Origin of the sequence: Pseudomonas sp. TKO26 (assembly GCF_003225665.1) — a bacterium.
GTDB classification, from domain to species: domain Bacteria; phylum Pseudomonadota; class Gammaproteobacteria; order Pseudomonadales; family Pseudomonadaceae; genus Aquipseudomonas; species Aquipseudomonas saponiphila.
The window spans coordinates 36,848-56,108 of sequence record NZ_QKLN01000003.1; the positions used below are offsets into that span (position 1 = coordinate 36,848).

Genomic DNA, 19,261 nt, shown 5'->3' on the forward strand with positions numbered 1-19,261 from the left:
GTGATGGTCATGGGGATTCCAATAATGAAAAACCCTTATGCTCCGGGCTTCTGGTGCGCGCTCTGTGCGCTGGTGCTGCTCTCTGCCACCTATTTCTACGGCATCATGCTGGCCCATCAGATCGACAAGGCCATGGTCTTTCTCGACAGCGCCAGCGCGCTGATCGCGGTGATGGCCATCGGCGTAGTGGCCTGGGCCTCCTGGCAGAATCAGAAAATCAAGAAGCGACAGCTCGAACAGAGCAAGACCCTGGTGGTGATCTGGGACACCAAAGTGGCCCTGCGCCGGGTCGAAACCGTGTTCGACCGCTATTTCTGGGGCAGCTACTGGCAACCGGGGCGGACCTTCGCCGAAGTCATGGGCGAGCTGACCGGCACCCCGCTGGAAAAGAGCCTGGAGGCCTTGAAGAAGCAGTGCATCCTGCTCGACAAGCAGGCCGACGACGGCCACCACTGGCTGAGCAATGCCCGCGAGCTGTCGGACGTCGCCACCGCCATGGCCCGGGAACGCTATCAGCTGGACTTCTGCGACCCCCGGGGCGAGTCCCGGGGCAACAGCATGGTGATCGACCGGGATTTCGAGGTCCTGGTGTACACCTGGAGCGCGCGTCTCAAAAGCTTCGACCATCAACTCGATGCCCTGGAAGTCCAATACTCCTGAGCCGCAAGTCGCAAGTCGCAAGCCGCAAGCCGCAAGCCGCAAGCCGCAAGCCGCAAGCCGCAAGCCACAAGCCACAAGCCACAAGCCACAGGCTACCTGCTGCCTCTGGCTTGCAACTTGAGGCTTGCAGCTTGCAGCTGGTTTAGCTTTGGCCGCCAATGGTAATCTGCGCCGGTTTTACGCGGAGTCGAGCCGCGACCCGTCATGGGTTCAGGGAAGACCAGCACACCTTCAAACAACGGATATTGATCGGGTCAGACATGAATAAATCAGCAGGCGTACTGTTAGGAATCGTCGTCGCAATAGGTGCAATCAGTGCGGGCGGCGCCTGGTACACCGGCACCAAGCTGGAAGGGGTCCTGCAGCAACAGGTGATCGAAAGCAACAAGGAGCTGCAAGCGGCGCTGATCGGCTACGACGCCACCGCCACTCTGGAGCTGGTATCCCTGGAGCGTGGCGTGTTCAGCAGCAACGCCCGCTACCGCCTCAAGGGCCAGGGCGAAGTGTTTCGTGGCGATCTGGAACTTCTGATCGCCGATCATATCGAGCACGGCCCGCTGCCTTTCTCGCGCCTGATCCGTCTCAAGTTGCTGCCGGTCATGGCTGCCAGCCATTACGAGCTGGAGAAGAGCCCGCAGACCGACAAATGGTTCGCGGCGACCAAGGGCGTTGCGCCGTTCAAGGGCGTGGTCAACGTTGGCTACGACCTGTCCGCCGAAGGCACCCTGGATTTCGCGCCGATGGAGCTGGCCCTGGATGAGCAGAACAGCCTCAAGTTCTCCGGCCTGAACTCCACCTTCAGCGTCAGCGACAACCGCCAGAAGGCCAAGGTCGATGGCTACATGGACAGCCTGAGCCTCTCGTTCAACTCGCCGGACAAGGCCCCGGGCAAGCTGGAAATCAACGGCCTGACCCTGGCCAGCAACCTGCAAAAGAGCAGCTTTGGCTACTACCTGGGGCAGAACACCCTGGAACTGACCGGCACCAAGGCCACCTTTGGTGACAAGCAGTCGGTGCTGACCCTGAAGAACTTCGAACAGAAGACCTTCAGTGAAGAAACCGGCAGCACCGTGGCCGGTCGTGCGGACTACCGGGTGGGCGAGATCACCTTCGACGGCAAGGCCGTGGGTTCGGCCGAGATGCTCTGGAGCATGAAGAACCTCGACAGCCAGGGCATGCTCGATCTGCTGCAGATCTACCAGACCGTGCTGCAGCCGTATCAGCAGGCTGCCACCGCGGCCACTGCCGAGGGTGAGCCGGCGCCGGAACTGCAGATGAGCGAAGCTCAAGAGGTCAAGGTACGTGCGGCGGTGAACAAGGTCCTGGAGGCCAAGCCGCAGATCGCCCTGGAAAGCCTGGCGTTCAAGACCGCTGGCGGTGAAAGCCGTTTCAGCCTGAGCCTGGACCTGGCCAAACCGCAGAACCTGGAGCTGCCGCCGGCCGAGCTGGGCAAGCAACTGATCAGCCAGCTGGATGCCAAGCTGTCGCTGTCCAAGCCAATGGTGGCGGACGTAGCGGCCTTGCAGGCCCAGGCCGAGGGCCTGACCGATGCCAAGCAGATTGCCGAGCAGAGCGCGGCCACCGCGGAAATGCTCAGCGCCATGGCCCTGGCCACTCAACTGGCCAAGCTGGAAGGCAATAACGTGGTGTCGGCGCTGCACTACGCCAACAACGAGGTGAATTTCAACGGCCAGAAGATGAGCGTTGAACAGTTCGTTGGTTTTGTCATGAGCAAGATGGGCGGTGCTGGCGCCCTGCAATAAGTTCGTACAGGGCGGCTTGGCCCGCCTCCTGCCCCTCAACGCCCGGTGCTGTGTGACACAGCCCGGGCGTTGTGCTGTCTGCAGCCCCGTGCCTGCGACCGGTGAACACCGATTGCTCTGGCGCGGGGGTTGCACAGGCCCTAAAAACTGATTCTGAACAAATATGGTGTTTCAAATTCTCGACTACCCTTCGTGGAAGAATTTCCCGGACAGCTTTGCCGGGTCATGCGTTCCCGTTACCTGACGTCTACAAGGGCGAGGGTCCGGGCAGAGCTTTGGCTTGCTATGTAAGGATGCTGACGAAATGCCACGTACTGCTCATCCCGCTCGCCGTTGTAATCTGCGCCCGCTGTTTGGTCTGGCGTTGTGCGGCCAACTGCTCTGGTCCGGTGGGGCCTGGGCCGATGCGGCCTATGACCAGTTGATCATCCAGGCTCGGGCCGGCAGTTATGCCCCGGCACTCGACCATCTGCGGCAGGTGCCAGACAGTGCCTTGAACAATGGGCTGGTCAGTGATCACTTGCAGATCGCCAGCTGGGCCGGGCTCGATGCCGAAGTGGTGAAGGTCTATGAAACCCAGGGGCGCAATCGCGTGCTGCCGTTGCAGGCGCTGACGGCCACGGCCCGGGCCTATCGCAACCTCAAGCAGTTTGACAATGCCACCCGGCTTTATCGCCTGGCCCTGGAGCGCGAGCCGCAGAATGCCGACCTGCAACTGGGCCTGGCCCTGACCCAGGCCGATGCCGGTCTGCCGGCCCAGGCGGTGGCCCAGGCCCGGGCGTTGGTGGCGGCCAAGCCCGATGATCCGTCGCGGCGCCTGGCGCTGGGCTATGCACTGACCCGGGCCAATCAGCCCTACGAAGCCCTGGCCGAGTACGACCAGGCCTTTGTTCGCGCCGGCGACAAGCCCGAGGTCCTGCGTGAATACATCTACGCCCTGCAACGGGCGCGCTTGCCAGAACCGGCCCTGCGCCTGGCCCAGCAGCATCCCGGGTTGATCGATCCGGTCATCCAGCGGCGGATCCAGGCTGATCTTGCGGCCGAACGGGTGCGTTTGTCGGAGCTGGCCAGCCGTGGCGAAAAGGAACGGTTCGTGGTGGCCGACCGCGCCCTGGCCGACTACGACGCCCTGTTCGCGGCCTGGGGCCAGGACCCCAAGGCCCAAGACGAGTTGACCCGCTGGCGCATCGACCGGCTGGGGGCGCTCAAGTCCCGGGCGCGTACCGCAGAGGTGATCAGCGAATATGAGCAACTCACCGCTGCCGGTGCGGCCATTCCTCCCTATGCCCTGCGCTGGGTGGCGGCTTCCTACCTCGACCAGCGCCAGCCGGAAATGGCCGCGGATCTGTATCGGCGCGTACTGTCGGCCCCGGATGGCGATGCCGCGTACCGTCTGGAAGACACCACCGCCCTGTACTACGCGCTGTTGGAGAGCGAACGGCCGGAAGAGGCGTTGAAGCTCGCCAATGACTTGGCCGACAGCACGCCGCGGCGGATTCAACTCACCGGGCAAATCGTCGGCGACCCCAATGACGATTGGGTCGATGCCCAATTGCTGGCGGCCCAGGCCGGTGCTGCCGGCGCTTCGGGGGCCGACCTGCCGGGCACCGAGCAACGCCTGGAGGACCTGGCCGCGCAGGCGCCCGGCAATATCAGCGTGCGCCTGGCCCAGGCCGACCTGTACCGGGTACGCGACTGGCCGCGGCGGTCGGAAAGCCTGCTCAAGGAAACCGAAAGCGTGGCGCCCCGCGATGTCAGCCTGGAAGTGTCCCAGGCGCACACTGCCCTGGATCTGCAGGAATGGCGGCAACTGGATGCCTTGACCGACGATGTGCTTGAGCGCTTCCCGGAAAGCCGTCAGGTGCAGCGCCTGGCCCGTGAGCGCGAAGTGCATGACATGGCCGAGTTACGCGTCTCGACCTACGGCGGCAAGAGCTATGGCGGCGGCAGCAGCGGTGCCGGCGCAGTGGCCGGAAGTCGGGATTTCGGTATCGAAAGCCGGCTCTACACACCGCCCATTGCCGAGGACTGGCGCCTGTTCGGCGGGCTTGGCTACGCCATGGGCGATTTCCCCGAAGGCATCGGCCACCACCGCTGGCAGGTCCTGGGGGTGGAGCGGCGCACCCGCGACATGACCCTGGAAGCCGAAGTCTCCAACCACTCCTACGGCTACGGCGACAAGACCGGTGCCCGGGTGTCCCTGGCCCGCGACATCGACGATCACTGGCAATACGGCGGCAGCCTCGACTATTTATCGGCCAACACCCCGCTGCGGGCGCTGAACAGTGACATCAGCGCCAATGGCGGCAGCGCCTTCCTGCGCTGGCGGGCCAATGAAAGCCGGGAATGGAAACTGTCCCTCAGCCCGTCGCATTTCAGCGACGGCAACAACCGTTTCGAGGCGCTGCTCACTGGCCGTGAAGGGGTCTACCGCTCACCCAAGGTGCAGGTCGACCTTGGCCTGGAAGTGGGCGCCAGCCACAACACCCTGAAAGACACCCCCTATTACAACCCCGAGGCGGATCTCAGCGTGCTGCCCACGGTTACCGTCAACCACGTGCTCTATCACCGCTATCAAACCGCCTGGAGCCAGCAGTTCCAGGCCGGCGCCGGGACTTACAGCGAACGCGGCTACGCCACCGGAGCGGTGGGGCTGCTCAGCTACGGCCAGCGCTACAGCTGGAATGACGTGTTCGATATCGCTGGGGTCTTGAGCGTAATCAACCGGCCCTACGACGGCGATCGGGAAACCGATCTGCGTCTGGCGGTCGACCTTACCTATCGTTTCTAGAGACGAGCGTGATGATGCGCCTGATCAACCGTTGCATCTTCCTGCTGGGAGTCCTGATTCTCAGCGCCTGTTCCCGGCCCGCGGCGGAATTTGTCGTCCCGGCGCAGCGCCCCTTGCCTCATAGCGAGGCGCCGTGGCCGAAAAACCACGTGCTGGGCATTGCCTACCACGACATCGAGGATCGCGACCCGGACCAGCGGGTGGTGGCGGTGCGCACCGAGCGGATGATCGAGCAACTGGCCTGGCTGCGGGAGAACGGCTACCGGCCGGTGACCGTGGACCAGATCCTGGCGGCGCGCAAAGGTGGGCCGGAACTGCCGGCCAAGGCCATCTTGCTGACTTTCGACGATGGCTATTCGAGCTTCTACACCCGTGTGCTGCCGGTGCTGCGCGCCTACCACTGGCCTGCGGTGCTGGCGCCGGTGGGCGTGTGGATCGACACCCCGGCCAACCAGCCGGTGGATTTCGCCGGTGACCTGCGGCCCCGTTCGCAGTTCCTGACCTGGGCACAGGTGCGTGAGATTTCCCGTTCCGGGCTGGTGGAAATTGCCGCCCATACCGACCACAGCCACCTGGGCATTCTCGCCAACCCCCAGGGCAACCTGCAGCCGGCGGCGGCCACCCGACGCTATGACGCTGCCACCGGTCGTTATGAAAGCGAGGCGGATTTCCAGGCGCGGATGCGCCAGGACGTGACCAGCATCTCGGACAAGATCCTGGCGGTGGCCGGCTATCGCCCGCGGATCTGGGTCTGGCCTTACGGCACGGCCGACGGCTCGACCCTGCAAGTGGTCGACAGCCAGGGTTTCAAGATGGCCCTGACCCTGGACGATGGCCTTGGCACCCTCGATAACCTGATGAGCAGCCCGCGCTTCCTGGTGGTTTCCGACCCGGACGGCATGCACTTCTCCAACAGCATCGTCGGCACCGAGGCCAGCGCCCCGATGCGCGTGGCCCACGTGGACCTGGACAATGTCTACGACCCGGACCCCAAACAGCAGGAAATCAACCTCGGCAAGCTGGTCCAGCGCATGGCCGATCTGGGGGTCAATACCATATTCCTCCAGGCGTTCGCCGATCCCAAGGGCGACGGCCTGGTGCAGTCGCTGTACTTCCCCAACCGCCACCTGCCCATGCGCGCCGACCTGTTCGACCGGGTCGCCTGGCAATTGCGCACCCGGGCCCACGTCAAGGTCTACGCCTGGATGCCGGTGCTCAGCTTTGCCCTGGATGCCCACCTGCCGCGTGTCACGCGCTGGGACCCGGCCACCGGCCAGAGCACAATCGACCCGAAACAGTATCAGCGCCTTTCGCCCTTCGACCCGCAGGTACGGCGCCTGATCGGCGACCTGTACCAGGACCTGGCGCGGCTGACCTCGGTGGACGGCATCCTGTTCCACGATGATGCCGTGCTCTCGGACTTCGAAGACGCCAGCCCCGAGGCCTTGCGCGCCTATGCCGCCCAGGGGCTGCCGGATTCCATCGCCGGCCTGCGCAATGACCCGGCGACCCTGCAGCGCTGGAGCCGTTTCAAGAGTCGCTACCTGATCGATTTCACCCATGAGCTGACGACCAAGGTCCGGGCGATCCGCGGGCCCCAGGTACAGACTGCGCGCAACCTGTTTGCCGAACCGATCATCAATCCGCAGAGCGAAGCCTGGTTCGCCCAGAACCTCGACGACTTCCTGGTCAGCTACGACTGGACCGCGCCCATGGCCATGCCACTGATGGAAGGGCAGAGCCTGAAGCAGTCCGGGCCCTGGCTGGAGGCCCTGGTGGATCAGGTGCGGACCCGCCCCGGTGCCCTGCAGCGCACGGTGTTCGAGCTCCAGGCCCGGGACTGGCGACACAAACCCGCCAGCGAGCTGTCGGCCCAGCAGATGGCTGACTGGATGGGCCGGCTCAAGCGCCAGGGGGCGACCCACTTCGGTTACTACCCGGACAACTTCCTCGAGAACTCACCGGACCTGAAAACCCTGCGGCCCGCGCTCTCCAACAAATGGAGCCCATGAATCATGATGGATCGTATATTCGCCCTGGTGGTGCTGGCGCTGGTCCTCGGGGTGCCCCTGGGGCTGATCTTCCTGGTGACCGGCGAGTTCCTCATGGACTTCGTCTTCTATTACCCGCTGTTCATGTCGGCGCTGTGGATCGCCGGCGGCCTGTATTTCTGGCTGCACTGGGAGCGCCACTGGCCCTGGTCCGATGACACATTGCCGCCGCCGCTGGCCGGTGAGCCGCTGATCAGCATCCTCATCCCCTGCTACAACGAAGGGGACAACGTCACCGATACCATCCACGCGGCCCTGGCCCAGCACTACCCGAACATCGAAGTGATCGCCATCAACGATGGTTCCAAGGACAACACCGCCGAGATCCTCGACGCGATCGCAGTCCAGGACCCGCGCCTGCGGGTGTTGCACCTGGCGCAGAACCAGGGCAAGGCCGTGGCCTTGCGCATGGGCGCGGTGGCGGCACGCAGCGAGTACCTGGTGTGCATCGATGGCGATGCCTTGCTGGCGCCCAACACCGCCGCCTACCTGGTGGCGCCGATGCTGGACAACCCGCGCCTGGGCGCGGTCACCGGCAACCCGCGGATCCGCACCCGCTCGACCCTGGTGGGCCGGGTCCAGGTAGGCGAATTCTCCTCGATCATCGGCCTGATCAAACGCACCCAGCGGGTGTTCGGCAAAGTCTTCACCGTCTCCGGAGTGATCGTCGCCTTTCGCCGCACGGCCTTGCACCGGGTGGGCTACTGGAGCCCGGACATGATCACCGAAGACATCGACATCAGCTGGAAGCTGCAACTGGATCACTGGTACGTGTTCTACGAGCCCCGGGCGTTGTGCTGGATTCTCATGCCGGAAACCTTGCGCGGCTTGTGGAAGCAGCGACTGCGCTGGGCCCAGGGCGGCGCCGAAGTGCTGTTCAAGAACATCCGCGGCATCTGGGAATGGCGCCACCGCTACCTGTGGACCCTGCTGTTCGACTACTGCCTGTCCACCGGCTGGGCCTTCACGTTCTTGCTGTCGATGATTTTCTGGGTGCTGGGCAAGTTCATCGTCATGCCCGAGGCCATCGCGGTGCACTCCATTTTGCCGCCGGCCTTTACCGGCCTGGTGCTGGCGATGGTGTGCCTGGTGCAGTTCGCGGTGAGCATCCTGATCGACCGGCGTTATGAGAAGGACCTGTGGAAAACCATGTTCTGGGTGGTCTGGTATCCGTTGGTGTTCTGGTTCATCAGCCTGCTCACCACCCTGGTGAGTTTTCCCAAGGTGCTGTTTGGCGAGCATCAGAAGCGGGCGCGTTGGGTGAGCCCGGACCGGGGTATCAAGCCCATTGATGACGAAGAGGAAGCGCGCTGATGAAAATCATCAGAACTCGTCAACGGCCCTTCATGCTCGTGGTGGATATCATCCTCACCGTGCTGGCTTGGGTCGGCTTGTTGTATTTGCTGATCCGTGGGCTTATCCCCTTGCTGGACAAGCATGAGGGGCCGCGTATCGAAGTGGGCATGCTCGATGCTCTGACCACCTTGCAGTTCTATGGCCTGGTCGCGGTAATCAATGCCCTGCTGCTGGTTTCCTGGGCCCGCTATCGCCAGCGTCGCAACCGCAACTACCCGCCACGGCTGCCGGCGCCGGTGGTGGACGACAAGCGCTTGAGTGAAAGCTTCAAGCTCAGCGATGAAACTTTCACCCAGATGCGCCAGCCCGGGGTCATCACTGTGTACAACGATGAAGAGGGGGGCATCATGCATGTCGCCACGCAGTTCTACCGTATTCGGCCCGAGGATCAGCAACACCCTCCATTGGTGGTGGAGCGGCCGCCGCGGGTGATTCATCTGCATTCGGAGGAGGGGGAGAAGTAGGCAGGTCCTTGTTCTGGACTTGATCTGGCGAGAATCGTGAAGGTGCGGCACTGGAGAGCTCGGCTCATCACCCAATATTGCCGGAGGGTCAGAGCCGCTCGACCATGATGGGATATTCCCGCTCCTGAGGAAGCCGGCTGTAAGCCTTCCCCAAATCCCCATCCTCAACCAGTCGATGAATTTCGTGAGCCAGGGGCGTGACATCGGTGATGCGCTTGATCCACTGGTTTACATACAACTGCACGGCCTCCTTGCTCAGGCCGATCTGGATCGCGCGGTGTTCCTGGGGCCGCAGGTACAGATCCCGTTCCGGGTCCCACTGAATGCGCACCGGCGATTGGTCTTTCAACTGCAACCACTCTTCCTTGCTCATGGACTCGTCGGCATGGCTCAAACAGCCGTTGGCCAGGGCCCATTCGAAGCCCTCGCGGCTGATGTCGATGGCCAGGATGCGGGTCTGTCCGGCGTCTTTGTAGCCCCAGCCGGCGCGGTACATCATCCAGAGGAAAGACGGCTTTATCCAGGTCATGCGCTCCATCTTGAACGGTGGGGAGACGAAGGTGCCGTGGGCCAGGGCGGCGTCGGCAATGCTGTCGGAGTAGGCCTGGTAGACGCGGATGGTGTCGGTGTCGTAGAGCGCGCGGATCTGGCGCTGGGGGAGTTCTGTTGCGGGTTTATGCATGGCATTTCCTTATGAAAAGCGGGCGGCCGCTAAGCCGCCCGGGGTGTTTAGAGTACGGCCTGCGGTTGCAGGCGCCGTGATGTCACATCCAGCAGATCACAGCCATCGCGCAGCAGGATGCTGCACACCAGGGTCAGTTCCTGCAGCACCACCGGTTCGCTGCGCAGGGTGTCAGCGGCGAAGTGCTCCAGCAGTTGGGTCGCGGCGCGGATGCGAAAGGCTGCGGCGTCGTGCAGCACATCGATGGGCGCCTGGGTGTCGATCAGCAGGGAAGGAATCAGGCAGTCGTGGCCGGTTATCGGCATGTAGCGGTTCATGATCAGTTCTCTCTATTCCGTTAGTTGAGCGGCTGTCCACTTACCGTCGCCAAACAATAGGTGGCAGTTGTGCGCAGGTTGGCGAGCCGGCAATAGAGAAAACCGACAGACCCGAAGGTCTCCCACGCACAACCGCCATAGAGCAATCATGCGGGCGCAAAAAAACCTGCAAGCAGGTTGTTTGCATTCTCTATATGTCGGGTCGCCAAACCCGAGTCGCCATAGGGGCGACGGCCGGACTATAAGCCGCCAGCTTCCAGCGGTGCAAGGCAAGTGTGGTGGCGTCTTTTCCGAGAACGTTGTAAGGCTTTTTCCGTACACATCCATCCCGCTGCGACTGTATTTCCAGGTATTTACCCAGAGCGCTTTTGGCGAACGCTCGGCTAGTCTGTATGTACATTTGTAAATACGGAAATGCTCATGTACTTTGAATGGGACGAGGCCAAGAACCACGCCAACCTGCTCAAGCACGGCATCGATTTCAACGATGCGGTGTTGATGTTCCAGCGTCCGGTGCTGTCCTTGCGCGATGAGCGCCTGGACTATGGCGAGGAGCGCTGGGTCAGCCTCGGTTGGATCAGGACCCTGGTGGGCGTGGTGGTCCATACCGAGCGGCGGGGTCATGCGGTGCGCATCATTTCGGCGCGCAAAGCCACTAAACGGGAGGCTAAACACTATGTCCAACGGATCGAAAACTGACGGATCGAAAACGGATTGGGAGCGCCTGGCGAAAACCGATGACCAGGACATCGATACCTCGGATATCCCCGAGCTGGATGACGATTTCTTTCGCCGCGCCGAGGTGCATCTGCCGGGCAAGAAAGCCGTGACCATTCGCCTGGACGCGGATGTGCTGGCCTGGTTCAAGGGCCAGGGCGCGGGTTACCAGACGCGGATCAACCAATTGCTGCGTCAGTACATGCAGGCCCATCAAGGCTGAGGGCCTGCTGTGTCATTTCAGGCGCAGTTCCTGGCGGGCGGTGAACCGTGCCCGCTATTGCGGTTAGCGTCTGAAATATCCATTTACAACTACCCCTGTCCTCAAGCTCAATCTGCCCCGCGCCGTGCACGAAGCGGCGCGCTCTGTCCTGCAGGCTATAGTCTTTTGGCTCATCCCGATCTCATCCGCAAAAAGGTGCTTTCGTATGTCTCGCTTTGCCTCCCGCAATACTTGGCTGGCCGCTGGTGCCGTGCTGCTGTGTCTGCAGTTTCCGGTGCAGGCCCAGGAGCGTTTTACCCTGAACATTCCCGGGGTCTCGGATGACCGGCTGTTCACCACCGGCAATGCCAGCGATGCCAAGGGCTGTGGCGGGCACAACAATTCTCCGGCCTTGAGCTGGACCGCCGGGCCCGAGGGCACCTTGAGCTACGCCATCGTCATGCACGATCCGGACGGCGCCAAGGGCCAGGGCGTGGACCACTGGGTGCATTACGGGATCAAGCCGACCACCCGCCAGTTGCCGGCCGGCGCCGGCACCAAGCCGACCCTGGAAGGACTGGCTGGGCTCAACAGTCGCAACGGCACTTTCTACATGGGGCCGTGCCCGCCGGTGGGCGATAGCGCTCATCACTACATCATCCAGATCTTTGCCCTGGACCTGGCGCCCGACGTGCTGCCCGCCGGGCTGACCCGCGCCCAGTTGCTGGAGAAGATCAACGGCCACGTGTTGCGCAATAGCAGCGTGGTGCGCCGTTATTCGCGCTGAGTGAAATTTTTTTCCGGGGCTTAACCCGAATCGCCAAGGGGCTTCGTCTGAAGGGGGGAATGGATCATTTCTTCCCGAGGTCAGCCCCCATGTCCCTTCCTCTGCATTTTCTTCGTCCGGCCGCCCAGGGTTTCGCCGCCGGTCTGCTGCTGGCGGTGGCCGGCTGCGGTGTGTCGTCCAAGCCTGAATCCGCCGCCGGGGCTTCGACCCAGGGCGCGCTGCAGGTCGCGCCCGAAATACAGTACGAGGTGCAGCGCGCCGATGCCGCCATGGCCAAGCGCGTTGCGCATCCCATGGGGTTGTCGGCACCGATGCCGGCGCCCATCGCTGCCCGTGATTCGATCATCGCCGGTTACCGCGATGAGCCCCGGGAGCAGTACCAGAAGCTGGCGGACAACCCGATCCACAGCGTTGCCGAAGCGCCAGTGTCGACCTTCAGCGCCGACGTTGACACTGGCGCCTATGCCAATGTCCGCCGTCTGCTCAACCAGGGCAGCTTGCCGCCGCAAGGCGCGGTGCGCCTGGAGGAGCTGGTCAACTATTTCCCCTACGATTACGCCCTGCCCAGCGATGGCTCGCCTTTCGGCGTGACCACCGAGCTGGCGCCTTCGCCGTGGAATCCCCACACCCGCTTGCTGCGCATCGGCATCAAGGCTTCGGACCGCGCGGTGGCGGAACTGGCCCCGGCCAACCTGGTGTTTCTGGTGGACGTTTCCGGCTCCATGGACCGCCGCGAAGGCCTGCCCCTGGTGAAAAGCACCCTCAAGCTGCTGGTGGATCAACTGCGGGATCAGGATCGGGTGTCGCTGGTGGTCTACGCCGGTGAATCGCGGGTGGTACTCGAGCCCACTTCCGGACGCGACAAGGCGAAGATTCGCACGGCCATCGACCAGCTCACCGCCGGCGGCTCCACGGCCGGCGCCTCGGGCATCCAGCTGGCCTATCAGATGGCCCAGCAGGGTTTTATCCACAAGGGCATCAACCGCATCCTGCTGGCCACCGACGGCGACTTCAACGTCGGCATCAGCGATTTCGACAGCCTCAAGGCCATGGCCGCCGAGAAGCGCAAGAGCGGTGTCTCCCTGACCACCCTGGGTTTCGGTGTGGATAACTACAACGAGCACCTGATGGAGCAACTGGCCGATGCCGGTGACGGCAATTACGCCTACATCGATAACCTGCGCGAAGCACGCAAAGTGCTGGTGGACCAGCTCAGCTCGACCCTGGCGGTGGTGGCCAAGGACGTGAAGCTGCAAGTGGAGTTCAACCCGGCCCAGGTCAGCGAATACCGCCTGCTGGGTTATGAGAACCGTGCCCTCAAGCGTGAAGACTTCAGCAACGACAAGGTCGACGCCGGGGAAATCGGCGCTGGGCATACGGTGACCGCGCTCTATGAAATCGTCCCGGCAGGCGAGAAGGGCTGGTTGGAGCCGCTGCGTTATACCCAGGCCAAGGCGCCGCAACAGACTGGCAAGCAGGGCGAGCTGGCGATGCTGCGGGTGCGCTACAAGGCGCCGGAAGGTGGCAGCAGTCGCTTGATCGAACGGCCGATCAGCGCGCAGCAGCCGGCTAAACTGGCCGAGGCCAGCCCGGACCTGCGCTTCGCCGCCGCGGTGGCGGCGTTTTCCCAGCAACTCAAGGACGGCCGCTACACCGGCAACTTCAGCCTGAGCGACACCGCCAAGCTGGCCCGCGGCGCCAAGGGCGACGATCCTTACGGGCTGCGGGGCGAGTTCGTACAACTGGTGGAACTGGCGCAAAGCCTGCAAACTCAGGCGCCGAAAGCCCAGGCCGGGAATGCGCCCCAGGCCGAGGCTCAGCCCGTGGACATGAGCCAGTTGCAGAGCCGCCTTGAATAGCCCCCTCACGAGCAGTGAACAGGAGTTCATCCGTCCCATGTCTGCTCCCCAAGTGTCCACCGATGCCAGCAGCGATGAAGCGCTGCTGGCGCGTTATCGCGCCGGAGATCCAGCGGCTTTCGAGGTGCTGTACCAGCGCCATCGTCAGGGTTTGTATGGTTTTGTGCTGGGCTTGTGCGGCAAGGCCGAGCTGGCGGAAGAGGTCTACCAGGACACCTGGCTCAGCCTGATCCGCAGCACCAGCCAGCCCCAGGGCCGGGCCAGTTTTCGCACCTGGCTGTATCAGATCGCGCGCAACCGCCTGATCGACCACTGGCGCAAGCACGGCCAGCGCAACCCGCTGCACGACAGTTACGACGAACAACTGCACGGCGAAGCCGACCAGGCTCCAGGTCCCGAACAGCAACTGAGCCTGTGCCGCGACCAGCAGCGTATCGAAGCCGCCTTGCAGGATTTGCCCGAAGACCAGCGCGAAGTGTTCCTGCTGCGGGCCCACGGCGACCTGGAACTGCCAGAGATCGCCAGCCTGACCCAGGCGCCGCTGGAAACGGTGAAAAGCCGTTTCCGTTATGCGCTGAAAAAATTGCGTCGGCTCCTGGCCGAGGAGGTACTCACATGACTGACGCCCGACAGACCCCGTCCCCTGAAGAGCAGATGCTGGCGCACATTCGCCAACACGGCGCCCAGGAGCCACCGGCCCATCTGGATGCCCTGATCCTGGCCATCGCGCGCCGCGAAGCCCCTGCGCCCAAGCCGAGCCTCTGGCAGCGCTGGATGCAGGCCTGCCAACGGCCGCGTTATCAACTGGCCTTTGCCAGCCTGTTTGGCGTGGCGCTGGTCATTGGCTTGCTGCGGCCTTCCCCGGAGCACTATCCACAAGAGCAGGCCTTTATCCCCGCCCCCGCTCCAGCGCCTGCTGCGCCCATGGCGCGCCAGGCGGCGCCCCGCTCCGCCGAGCTGGCGGGGGCCTTGAGTGCCCCTGAGCCTGCTGCCTCTTCGCCCATCGCTCCGGCGGCCCCTGTGGGCAGTTTTGCCGCAGCGCCAGAGATGGAAGCGCTAAGCGATGCAGCACCAGCTGCGGTGGCCAAACCCAGGGCGGAGTCGAGCAAGTTGGCCCAACGCATGTCGGCCCCGGCCGAGCCGCGGACCATCAAGCGGCTGGATAAGCAACTTCAGGCGGTCTTGCGCCTGTGGGAAGGTGGCCAGAGCCGCGAGGCGGCCGAGCTGCTGCTCCAGCTGCATGAACAGTACCCACAGGAGGATCTGGACGCGCGCCTGCAAGCCTTGCGTCGTCAATAAAGAGCGGGAGTTGGCTGTCGCCGGGGAAAGCGCGCACTATCTGCCCAGTTTCCAGCAAGTGAGAGGCCGGTCATGGCACCCCGCATCGACCGTATAGCGGCAATGTTGAACTGCCCGATCAAGGGCGCGGATATCCGTCAGGCCATCAAGGAGAGTCGCAAGGACTTTGGCCTTGAAGAGGCTGAAGAGGGCGCCGACCCCGAGGCGCAGGACGAAGCCGAGCAAGCACAGCAGGACGCCAACGCCGCCGAGGATGAATAGTCCAGGCGGCTGCCGGATTCAGTTGTAGGGCAAGGCGGGCAGGTCGATGAACTCGGCGCAGGCACCATCCGCGGTCATGCGCCGGGCTCGTTCCGGCAGCAGCCGGGCGTGGTTTTCCACCTGCCAGCGATACCAGCTCAAACGCTGCACGATGCGCCGCCGGCAAGGCTCCGGCAATTGCCCCAACAGATCGATGCTCTCGGGCGCCCAGTGGGTCCGGGTCGAGTAGTAACAGAACAGGTTTTCCCGCAGGCCGAAGCAATCCTCGATGGTTTCCACAACGCTGTAGACGTAGAGCTCGAAGGCACTGCTCAGTTGTTGTGCACCGTCGGCGTGGTCCCGCAGGTAGGCGAAGATCCCCGGCCAGTTGATGCAGTACAGGTGCTCGTCCCAATCGCCGTCTCGGGTCAGGTACTGGCCCTGGCCGCGAAAGAACTGGGGCATTTCCTGACGCTCCAGGGCCACTTCAAAATTGCTTTTCATCGCGTATTCCTTCGACATCGGTGATGCTCACGGACAGCGCCACGCATTCGATCACGCAGTCGAAGCCGATTTCCAGGCGCAGGTAATAACCGGGATTGAGACGGGTGAGCTGGGTGCGCAGGCGGCCATCGAAACGCGTACCGCTGACCGCCAGTTCGCTGATGCCCTGGACCTTGAGCAGCAAGCGGCAGTGGGTCGGGGCCTGGCTCGCCGGCCAGGTGCAAGGCACGGACAGACGCCCCAGATCGCCGGCCAGCTGCAGGCTCAGTTGCTCGCCTTGAAACACCGGGCCCTGGGTATTGAGGTCATAGGGCGTGGCCGCTTCATTGAAGACTGCCCGCCAGGCTTCGGCGTTGTCGATGTTGAACAGCCAGTCGCGGGTGCCCCGATCCCGCTCCGGGATCGCCCGGCACTCTGCCAGTGAGGGTAACTGCGCGCGGGTCAGATCTTCGTGCCATAGCTCCCGGGCCGCGATCAGCAGGCGCTGGAAGAAGTCCCGGCTGTCGTCGATCACCGCTGGCCAGCCGCTGGGCCATTGATCGTATTCGTCGTCCTCCTCGACCGGCTCCCAGACACTGTCGAAAGCGTAGTCCGGGTCGTCCAGGGCTGCTTGCAGGACCTGCACCAGCCGTTGCCGATGACGGAAATTCTGCTGGGGGTAATCGCGCCTCAGCGCGTAGTGGCGGATCAGGTATTCGCGGTCTTCGGGGTCGTTGGGGTTGAAGCGGCTCAGTTCCGCATCCCGCTCAGGGGGCATGTCATAGCCGGTGAAACAGCTGACCCAATCACGGAGTTCTGGCTCGAAGGGCTGGTTGCACAACGGATGGCAGAGCATGGGGACCTCCTGTCCGGGGGCGTGGAATGTAGCAAGTTGCGCCTTGTCGGGACAGCCACCCGGCGTCGTTCGGGTTCCGGTTGTCGATGATGGCTGCGGCCGGAAACCTTGAAGCCCGAAAACAAAAAAGCCCCAGGCCATCAGACCTGGGGCTTTTTCGCTAAAGCTGGCGCACTCGGCGGGATTCGAACCCACGACCCCTGCCTTCGGAGGGCAGTACTCTATCCAGCTGAGCTACGAGTGCAGTGCGGGCGACATCATACCTATGTCGACTCGGGGCGTCCACGCCGGTTTTCATTGGCGTGCGGTTGTCCGTCGCCACCCGAGGAAACCCGGGCCGTAGCGGCAGTTTTTCCCGCTGCAGTGTCTTCGTACCTGCGCGCAACCTGCAGCCATATCCGTGCGGTCACGGGGCACAGGGAGGTGCGGGAGATGAACTGTTCGATGCAAGAGGGCCTGCCGACACGGTTGGCGGATCATCTGTTCGAGGCCAGCTGGAAGGCGGTGCTGCCCGGGTTGCAGCGTCGCGCCCGGCAGTTGGCGCGGGGTAACGCCGATGGCGCCCAGGAGTGGCTGGCGGCCACGGCGATCAAGGCGCTGCTGTTCTTTCGCCGTTCGCCGGAGCGGATTCGCGATCCCCAGGGCTTTCTGTTCCTGGTGCTGGATCATGTGTTTGTCGACAGCTGTCGGCGGCGGGCGCGGGAGCAGCGTCTGTTCGTGGATTTCGCCGATTTCGAGGACGACCCGCTGCAGCAGCTGGAGGCCCCGCAGATGTCGGTGCTGGAGCAGGTGGAGCTGCTGGAAACCCTGGCCCTGCTGAGTCGGCGGGTGGCGCAATTGCCCGTTAAGAAACGCCGCTTGTTTGAACTGAAGTTCGTCGACGATCTGCCCTACCCGAACATTGCCGCCGAGCTGGGGATGAACCAGCCTCTGGCGCGCAAGCACGTGCAATTGTTGCGCGAGGCCCTGCGTTGAGGTCGTGACAGGATTCACAGCAGGCCCGCCGGGACGTTCTTGTTCAGTGAGCCTGTTTTCGACGCTGTAGCCGGTGCCGCCGCCTTCTGCGGTGGGCCATTCCATCTAAGGAGAGATGTATGCCAGATCCAATGGTCAACTCGCAGATCACCGACGCGGTGACCCAGACCAACGTCAAGGTGGTGGCCGAAGCCCCGGCCCAGGCCATCGCCTCGTTGTATCAGGTGGCCAGCCATTCGACGGGCCTGTCGTTGCAGAACGCGGTCAACAGCCAGCAAGCGCTGAACCAGATCTCCAACGCGGTGGTGTCCAAGGCCGTGGCGTTGATCATGGCGATCGGCGAGTAGGGCTGACAGCCCGGGAGAATCGTCATGGCATGGTTCAAGAAGAAAACCCCACCCGCGGCCGCGGCCGATGAAACCGCGAGCGCGGCGGCCGACCCCAGTTCGGGGGAGCAAGCGACAGAGCCTCGGGCGGCGCCCCGTGAGGCCGCGTCGAACGGCACCGATCCGGCGCCCGAGGCTGCACCTTCTCCGCCATCCGCCGCCGCGCAACCTTCGGTGATGGAGACGATGAACGCGCAGTTGCTGAAGCAGGCCGGCAGCCCCAGCACCGACAGCACCGATGCCCTGAACAGTCAGATCGTCCAGGCGGTGCAGTTCACCAATGCCCAGACCTTCAGTTATGCCCCGGCGCAGATCGCGATCGCTCCCGACATGATGATCAGCCAGGCCGCCGGCCTGGTGGCGCAGTCGGCGGCGGGGTATTTCGACGGGGTCAGCAAGCTGGCCCTGGCGGCCCAGGCGGTACTGCTCAAGCAGATGACCGAGAACATCGTCAAAGAGAACGTCAAGGGCGCCGCCGAGGATGCCCTGGGTGTGCTGGCTACCGACCTGATGGTGGGCGCCGCTGCCGCCGTGGCGGCGGCGGCCGGTGCCATGGAAGCCGACGCAGCGGGCATGGCCATCGACAAGATCGACGCCAGCATCGCCAAGTACAGCGCCACCCTGGCCAATCGACCGTCGTCTTCCTGAATGCGCCCCTCGGGCGCGCAAGGCGCCCGGGGCTGTCGTGCAAAAGGCGCCGGCGTTCCCCGGCCGCTCTGTTCACCCCAGGCGTTGAAGTTCGACGGACCCGGTGCCAGCCCTTCAACGCCATTCATCGATAAAGGAGCAAGCAATGGCGAATGAAGAGCAAACCCCGATGGCGACGATACTTCTCTTTGCCGAGAGGTACCTGAAGCGTCCGTTGACCCAGGTCGAGCGCCAGGTACTGGAGGCGTTTGTCCAGGACAAGCCGCTGGACATGTCCAAGTCTGCGCAACAGAGCGTTGATCAGGCGCGGCAGCGAGCCGCCGAGCTGATACAGGCCGATGAACAGCGCACGCGCAATATCATCGAGCAGTTGTCGGGTTTCGGTGTCGGCAGGGCCGATCCCCAGGCGCGCGAGTTGGTACTGCGTCAGCTACTGGCGGCGGCCGAGAGTCAGGCCGCGGCCTCCACTTCAGCCCCGACTGGCACCTCGGAGCCGGCGGCGCCGAGTTCGGGCCAGACCGGGGGCGCGGTTTCCGCCCCCACCCCCAGCCCGGCCCCTGCCGACGATCCAGCCCTCAAGGCGATGATCAGCGCCCAGGTGCAGCAGGAGGTGAAAGCCGCCGTCGAGGCGCGCATGGCCGAGTTGTCGCAGAAAGTCGAAGACACCCTCAAGCAGGTGCTCGCCGCTGCAGGGCAATGAGTCCCCCCTGAAATAAGCCGAGAGT

21 protein-coding genes and 1 tRNA gene are annotated in these 19,261 nt (G+C 63.7%); 17 read left to right on the plus strand and 5 right to left on the minus strand.

Annotated elements, in window-relative coordinates:
- Window positions 1–24: 24 nt before the first annotated feature.
- From DNK59_RS05420 to pgaD, 6 genes are all read left to right on the plus strand, one after another.
- Window positions 25–660 (plus strand): NADH:ubiquinone oxidoreductase subunit N, encoded by a 636-nt coding sequence (locus tag DNK59_RS05420; protein WP_110722516.1) that lies wholly within the window; start codon window positions 25–27, stop codon window positions 658–660.
- Window positions 661–920: 260 nt separating this feature from the next.
- Window positions 921–2,423 (plus strand): YdgA family protein, encoded by a 1,503-nt coding sequence (locus tag DNK59_RS05425; RefSeq protein WP_110722517.1) that lies wholly within the window; start codon window positions 921–923, stop codon window positions 2,421–2,423.
- 304 nt (window positions 2,424–2,727) lie between these two features.
- Window positions 2,728–5,214, plus strand: a complete 2,487-nt coding sequence (pgaA, locus tag DNK59_RS05430) for a poly-beta-1,6 N-acetyl-D-glucosamine export porin PgaA (protein ID WP_110722518.1) — start codon at window positions 2,728–2,730, stop codon at window positions 5,212–5,214.
- Between the two features lie 14 nt (window positions 5,215–5,228).
- Entirely contained in the window at window positions 5,229–7,226 is a 1,998-nt protein-coding gene (pgaB, locus tag DNK59_RS05435) for a poly-beta-1,6-N-acetyl-D-glucosamine N-deacetylase PgaB (RefSeq protein WP_110722714.1), read from the plus strand.
- A 3-nt stretch (window positions 7,227–7,229) separates the two neighbouring features.
- Window positions 7,230–8,579, plus strand: coding sequence for a poly-beta-1,6-N-acetyl-D-glucosamine synthase (pgaC, locus tag DNK59_RS05440; RefSeq protein ID WP_092318424.1), 1,350 nt, complete (start codon window positions 7,230–7,232; stop codon window positions 8,577–8,579).
- Window positions 8,579–9,085, plus strand: a complete 507-nt coding sequence (gene pgaD / locus DNK59_RS05445) for a poly-beta-1,6-N-acetyl-D-glucosamine biosynthesis protein PgaD (protein WP_110722519.1) — start codon at window positions 8,579–8,581, stop codon at window positions 9,083–9,085. The genes pgaC and pgaD overlap by 1 nt, the downstream gene beginning before the upstream one ends.
- Window positions 9,086–9,173: 88 nt before the next feature.
- Here pgaD and DNK59_RS05450 read toward each other — a convergent pair whose 3' ends face one another.
- Window positions 9,174–9,767: a DUF4291 domain-containing protein gene (locus DNK59_RS05450; protein WP_110722520.1), complete on the minus strand. Its 594-nt coding sequence runs from the start codon at window positions 9,765–9,767 to the stop codon at window positions 9,174–9,176.
- Between the two features lie 47 nt (window positions 9,768–9,814).
- A complete protein-coding gene (locus DNK59_RS05455) occupies window positions 9,815–10,084 on the minus strand; it encodes a hypothetical protein (protein ID WP_110722521.1) in 270 nt (89 codons plus the stop codon).
- A 420-nt stretch (window positions 10,085–10,504) separates the two neighbouring features.
- Between DNK59_RS05455 and DNK59_RS05460 the strand changes: the two genes are divergently transcribed.
- The 7 genes from DNK59_RS05460 to DNK59_RS05490 all read left to right on the plus strand — a co-directional run bounded on the left by DNK59_RS05460 (window position 10,505) and on the right by DNK59_RS05490 (window position 15,209).
- The gene (locus tag DNK59_RS05460) at window positions 10,505–10,783 is read left to right on the plus strand and encodes a BrnT family toxin (RefSeq protein WP_092318432.1); all 279 of its coding nucleotides are present in this window, start codon (window positions 10,505–10,507) and stop codon (window positions 10,781–10,783) included.
- Window positions 10,761–11,024: a BrnA antitoxin family protein gene (locus DNK59_RS05465; protein WP_092318434.1), complete on the plus strand. Its 264-nt coding sequence runs from the start codon at window positions 10,761–10,763 to the stop codon at window positions 11,022–11,024. Before DNK59_RS05460 ends, DNK59_RS05465 begins: the two co-directional genes overlap by 23 nt.
- A 205-nt stretch (window positions 11,025–11,229) precedes the next feature.
- A complete protein-coding gene (locus tag DNK59_RS05470) occupies window positions 11,230–11,790 on the plus strand; it encodes a YbhB/YbcL family Raf kinase inhibitor-like protein (protein ID WP_060836947.1) in 561 nt (186 codons plus the stop codon).
- 89 nt (window positions 11,791–11,879) lie between these two features.
- Window positions 11,880–13,649 carry a VWA domain-containing protein gene (locus DNK59_RS05475; protein ID WP_110722522.1) on the plus strand — a complete coding sequence of 590 codons (1,770 nt, stop codon included), beginning with the start codon at window positions 11,880–11,882 and terminating at the stop codon, window positions 13,647–13,649.
- Window positions 13,650–13,686: 37 nt separating this feature from the next.
- Window positions 13,687–14,268, plus strand: a complete 582-nt coding sequence (locus DNK59_RS05480) for an RNA polymerase sigma factor (RefSeq protein WP_110722523.1) — start codon at window positions 13,687–13,689, stop codon at window positions 14,266–14,268.
- On the plus strand, window positions 14,265–14,948 hold the full coding sequence (locus DNK59_RS05485) for a hypothetical protein (protein ID WP_110722524.1): 684 nt from the start codon (window positions 14,265–14,267) through the stop codon (window positions 14,946–14,948). The genes DNK59_RS05480 and DNK59_RS05485 overlap by 4 nt, the downstream gene beginning before the upstream one ends.
- A 72-nt stretch (window positions 14,949–15,020) precedes the next feature.
- Window positions 15,021–15,209: a hypothetical protein gene (locus DNK59_RS05490; RefSeq protein WP_110722525.1), complete on the plus strand. Its 189-nt coding sequence runs from the start codon at window positions 15,021–15,023 to the stop codon at window positions 15,207–15,209.
- Window positions 15,210–15,227: 18 nt separating this feature from the next.
- On the opposite strand, the gene DNK59_RS05495 is transcribed toward DNK59_RS05490, so the two are convergent.
- From DNK59_RS05495 to DNK59_RS05505, 3 genes are all read right to left on the minus strand, one after another.
- Window positions 15,228–15,692: a hypothetical protein gene (locus DNK59_RS05495; RefSeq protein WP_110722526.1), complete on the minus strand. Its 465-nt coding sequence runs from the start codon at window positions 15,690–15,692 to the stop codon at window positions 15,228–15,230.
- Window positions 15,676–16,527: a hypothetical protein gene (locus tag DNK59_RS05500; protein WP_110722527.1), complete on the minus strand. Its 852-nt coding sequence runs from the start codon at window positions 16,525–16,527 to the stop codon at window positions 15,676–15,678. The genes DNK59_RS05495 and DNK59_RS05500 overlap by 17 nt, the downstream gene beginning before the upstream one ends.
- Window positions 16,528–16,694: 167 nt before the next feature.
- Window positions 16,695–16,771, minus strand: a tRNA-Arg gene (locus DNK59_RS05505).
- Between the two features lie 188 nt (window positions 16,772–16,959).
- Here DNK59_RS05505 and DNK59_RS05510 point away from each other — a divergent pair.
- The 4 genes from DNK59_RS05510 (at window position 16,960) to DNK59_RS05525 (ending at window position 19,236) form a co-directional block, all read left to right on the plus strand.
- Window positions 16,960–17,502, plus strand: coding sequence for an RNA polymerase sigma factor (locus tag DNK59_RS05510; protein WP_110722528.1), 543 nt, complete (start codon window positions 16,960–16,962; stop codon window positions 17,500–17,502).
- 119 nt (window positions 17,503–17,621) lie between these two features.
- A complete protein-coding gene (locus tag DNK59_RS05515) occupies window positions 17,622–17,849 on the plus strand; it encodes a RebB family R body protein (protein ID WP_092318452.1) in 228 nt (75 codons plus the stop codon).
- Window positions 17,850–17,873: 24 nt separating this feature from the next.
- Complete coding sequence (locus DNK59_RS05520; RefSeq protein ID WP_110722529.1) at window positions 17,874–18,536, plus strand: hypothetical protein; 663 nt, start codon at window positions 17,874–17,876, stop codon at window positions 18,534–18,536.
- A gap of 169 nt (window positions 18,537–18,705) precedes the next feature.
- Complete coding sequence (locus DNK59_RS05525; protein WP_256596297.1) at window positions 18,706–19,236, plus strand: hypothetical protein; 531 nt, start codon at window positions 18,706–18,708, stop codon at window positions 19,234–19,236.
- The last annotated feature ends 25 nt before the right edge of the window (window positions 19,237–19,261 follow it).

Bases quoted from the DNA above. Each gene is read 5' to 3' on its own strand.
- DNK59_RS05420 (WP_110722516.1), top strand. From the start codon at position 25: ATGAAAAACCCTTATGCTCCGGGCTTCTGGTGCGCGCTCTGTGCGCTG.
- DNK59_RS05425 (WP_110722517.1), top strand. From the start codon at position 921: ATGAATAAATCAGCAGGCGTACTGTTAGGAATCGTCGTCGCAATAGGT.
- pgaA (WP_110722518.1), top strand. From the start codon at position 2,728: ATGCCACGTACTGCTCATCCCGCTCGCCGTTGTAATCTGCGCCCGCTG.
- pgaB (WP_110722714.1), top strand. From the start codon at position 5,229: ATGCGCCTGATCAACCGTTGCATCTTCCTGCTGGGAGTCCTGATTCTC.
- pgaC (WP_092318424.1), top strand. From the start codon at position 7,230: ATGATGGATCGTATATTCGCCCTGGTGGTGCTGGCGCTGGTCCTCGGG.
- pgaD (WP_110722519.1), top strand. From the start codon at position 8,579: ATGAAAATCATCAGAACTCGTCAACGGCCCTTCATGCTCGTGGTGGAT.
- DNK59_RS05450 (WP_110722520.1), bottom strand. From the start codon at position 9,767: ATGCATAAACCCGCAACAGAACTCCCCCAGCGCCAGATCCGCGCGCTC.
- DNK59_RS05455 (WP_110722521.1), bottom strand. From the start codon at position 10,084: ATGAACCGCTACATGCCGATAACCGGCCACGACTGCCTGATTCCTTCC.
- DNK59_RS05460 (WP_092318432.1), top strand. From the start codon at position 10,505: ATGTACTTTGAATGGGACGAGGCCAAGAACCACGCCAACCTGCTCAAG.
- DNK59_RS05465 (WP_092318434.1), top strand. From the start codon at position 10,761: ATGTCCAACGGATCGAAAACTGACGGATCGAAAACGGATTGGGAGCGC.
- DNK59_RS05470 (WP_060836947.1), top strand. From the start codon at position 11,230: ATGTCTCGCTTTGCCTCCCGCAATACTTGGCTGGCCGCTGGTGCCGTG.
- DNK59_RS05475 (WP_110722522.1), top strand. From the start codon at position 11,880: ATGTCCCTTCCTCTGCATTTTCTTCGTCCGGCCGCCCAGGGTTTCGCC.
- DNK59_RS05480 (WP_110722523.1), top strand. From the start codon at position 13,687: ATGTCTGCTCCCCAAGTGTCCACCGATGCCAGCAGCGATGAAGCGCTG.
- DNK59_RS05485 (WP_110722524.1), top strand. From the start codon at position 14,265: ATGACTGACGCCCGACAGACCCCGTCCCCTGAAGAGCAGATGCTGGCG.
- DNK59_RS05490 (WP_110722525.1), top strand. From the start codon at position 15,021: ATGGCACCCCGCATCGACCGTATAGCGGCAATGTTGAACTGCCCGATC.
- DNK59_RS05495 (WP_110722526.1), bottom strand. From the start codon at position 15,692: ATGAAAAGCAATTTTGAAGTGGCCCTGGAGCGTCAGGAAATGCCCCAG.
- DNK59_RS05500 (WP_110722527.1), bottom strand. From the start codon at position 16,527: ATGCTCTGCCATCCGTTGTGCAACCAGCCCTTCGAGCCAGAACTCCGT.
- DNK59_RS05510 (WP_110722528.1), top strand. From the start codon at position 16,960: ATGAACTGTTCGATGCAAGAGGGCCTGCCGACACGGTTGGCGGATCAT.
- DNK59_RS05515 (WP_092318452.1), top strand. From the start codon at position 17,622: ATGCCAGATCCAATGGTCAACTCGCAGATCACCGACGCGGTGACCCAG.
- DNK59_RS05520 (WP_110722529.1), top strand. From the start codon at position 17,874: ATGGCATGGTTCAAGAAGAAAACCCCACCCGCGGCCGCGGCCGATGAA.
- DNK59_RS05525 (WP_256596297.1), top strand. From the start codon at position 18,706: ATGGCGACGATACTTCTCTTTGCCGAGAGGTACCTGAAGCGTCCGTTG.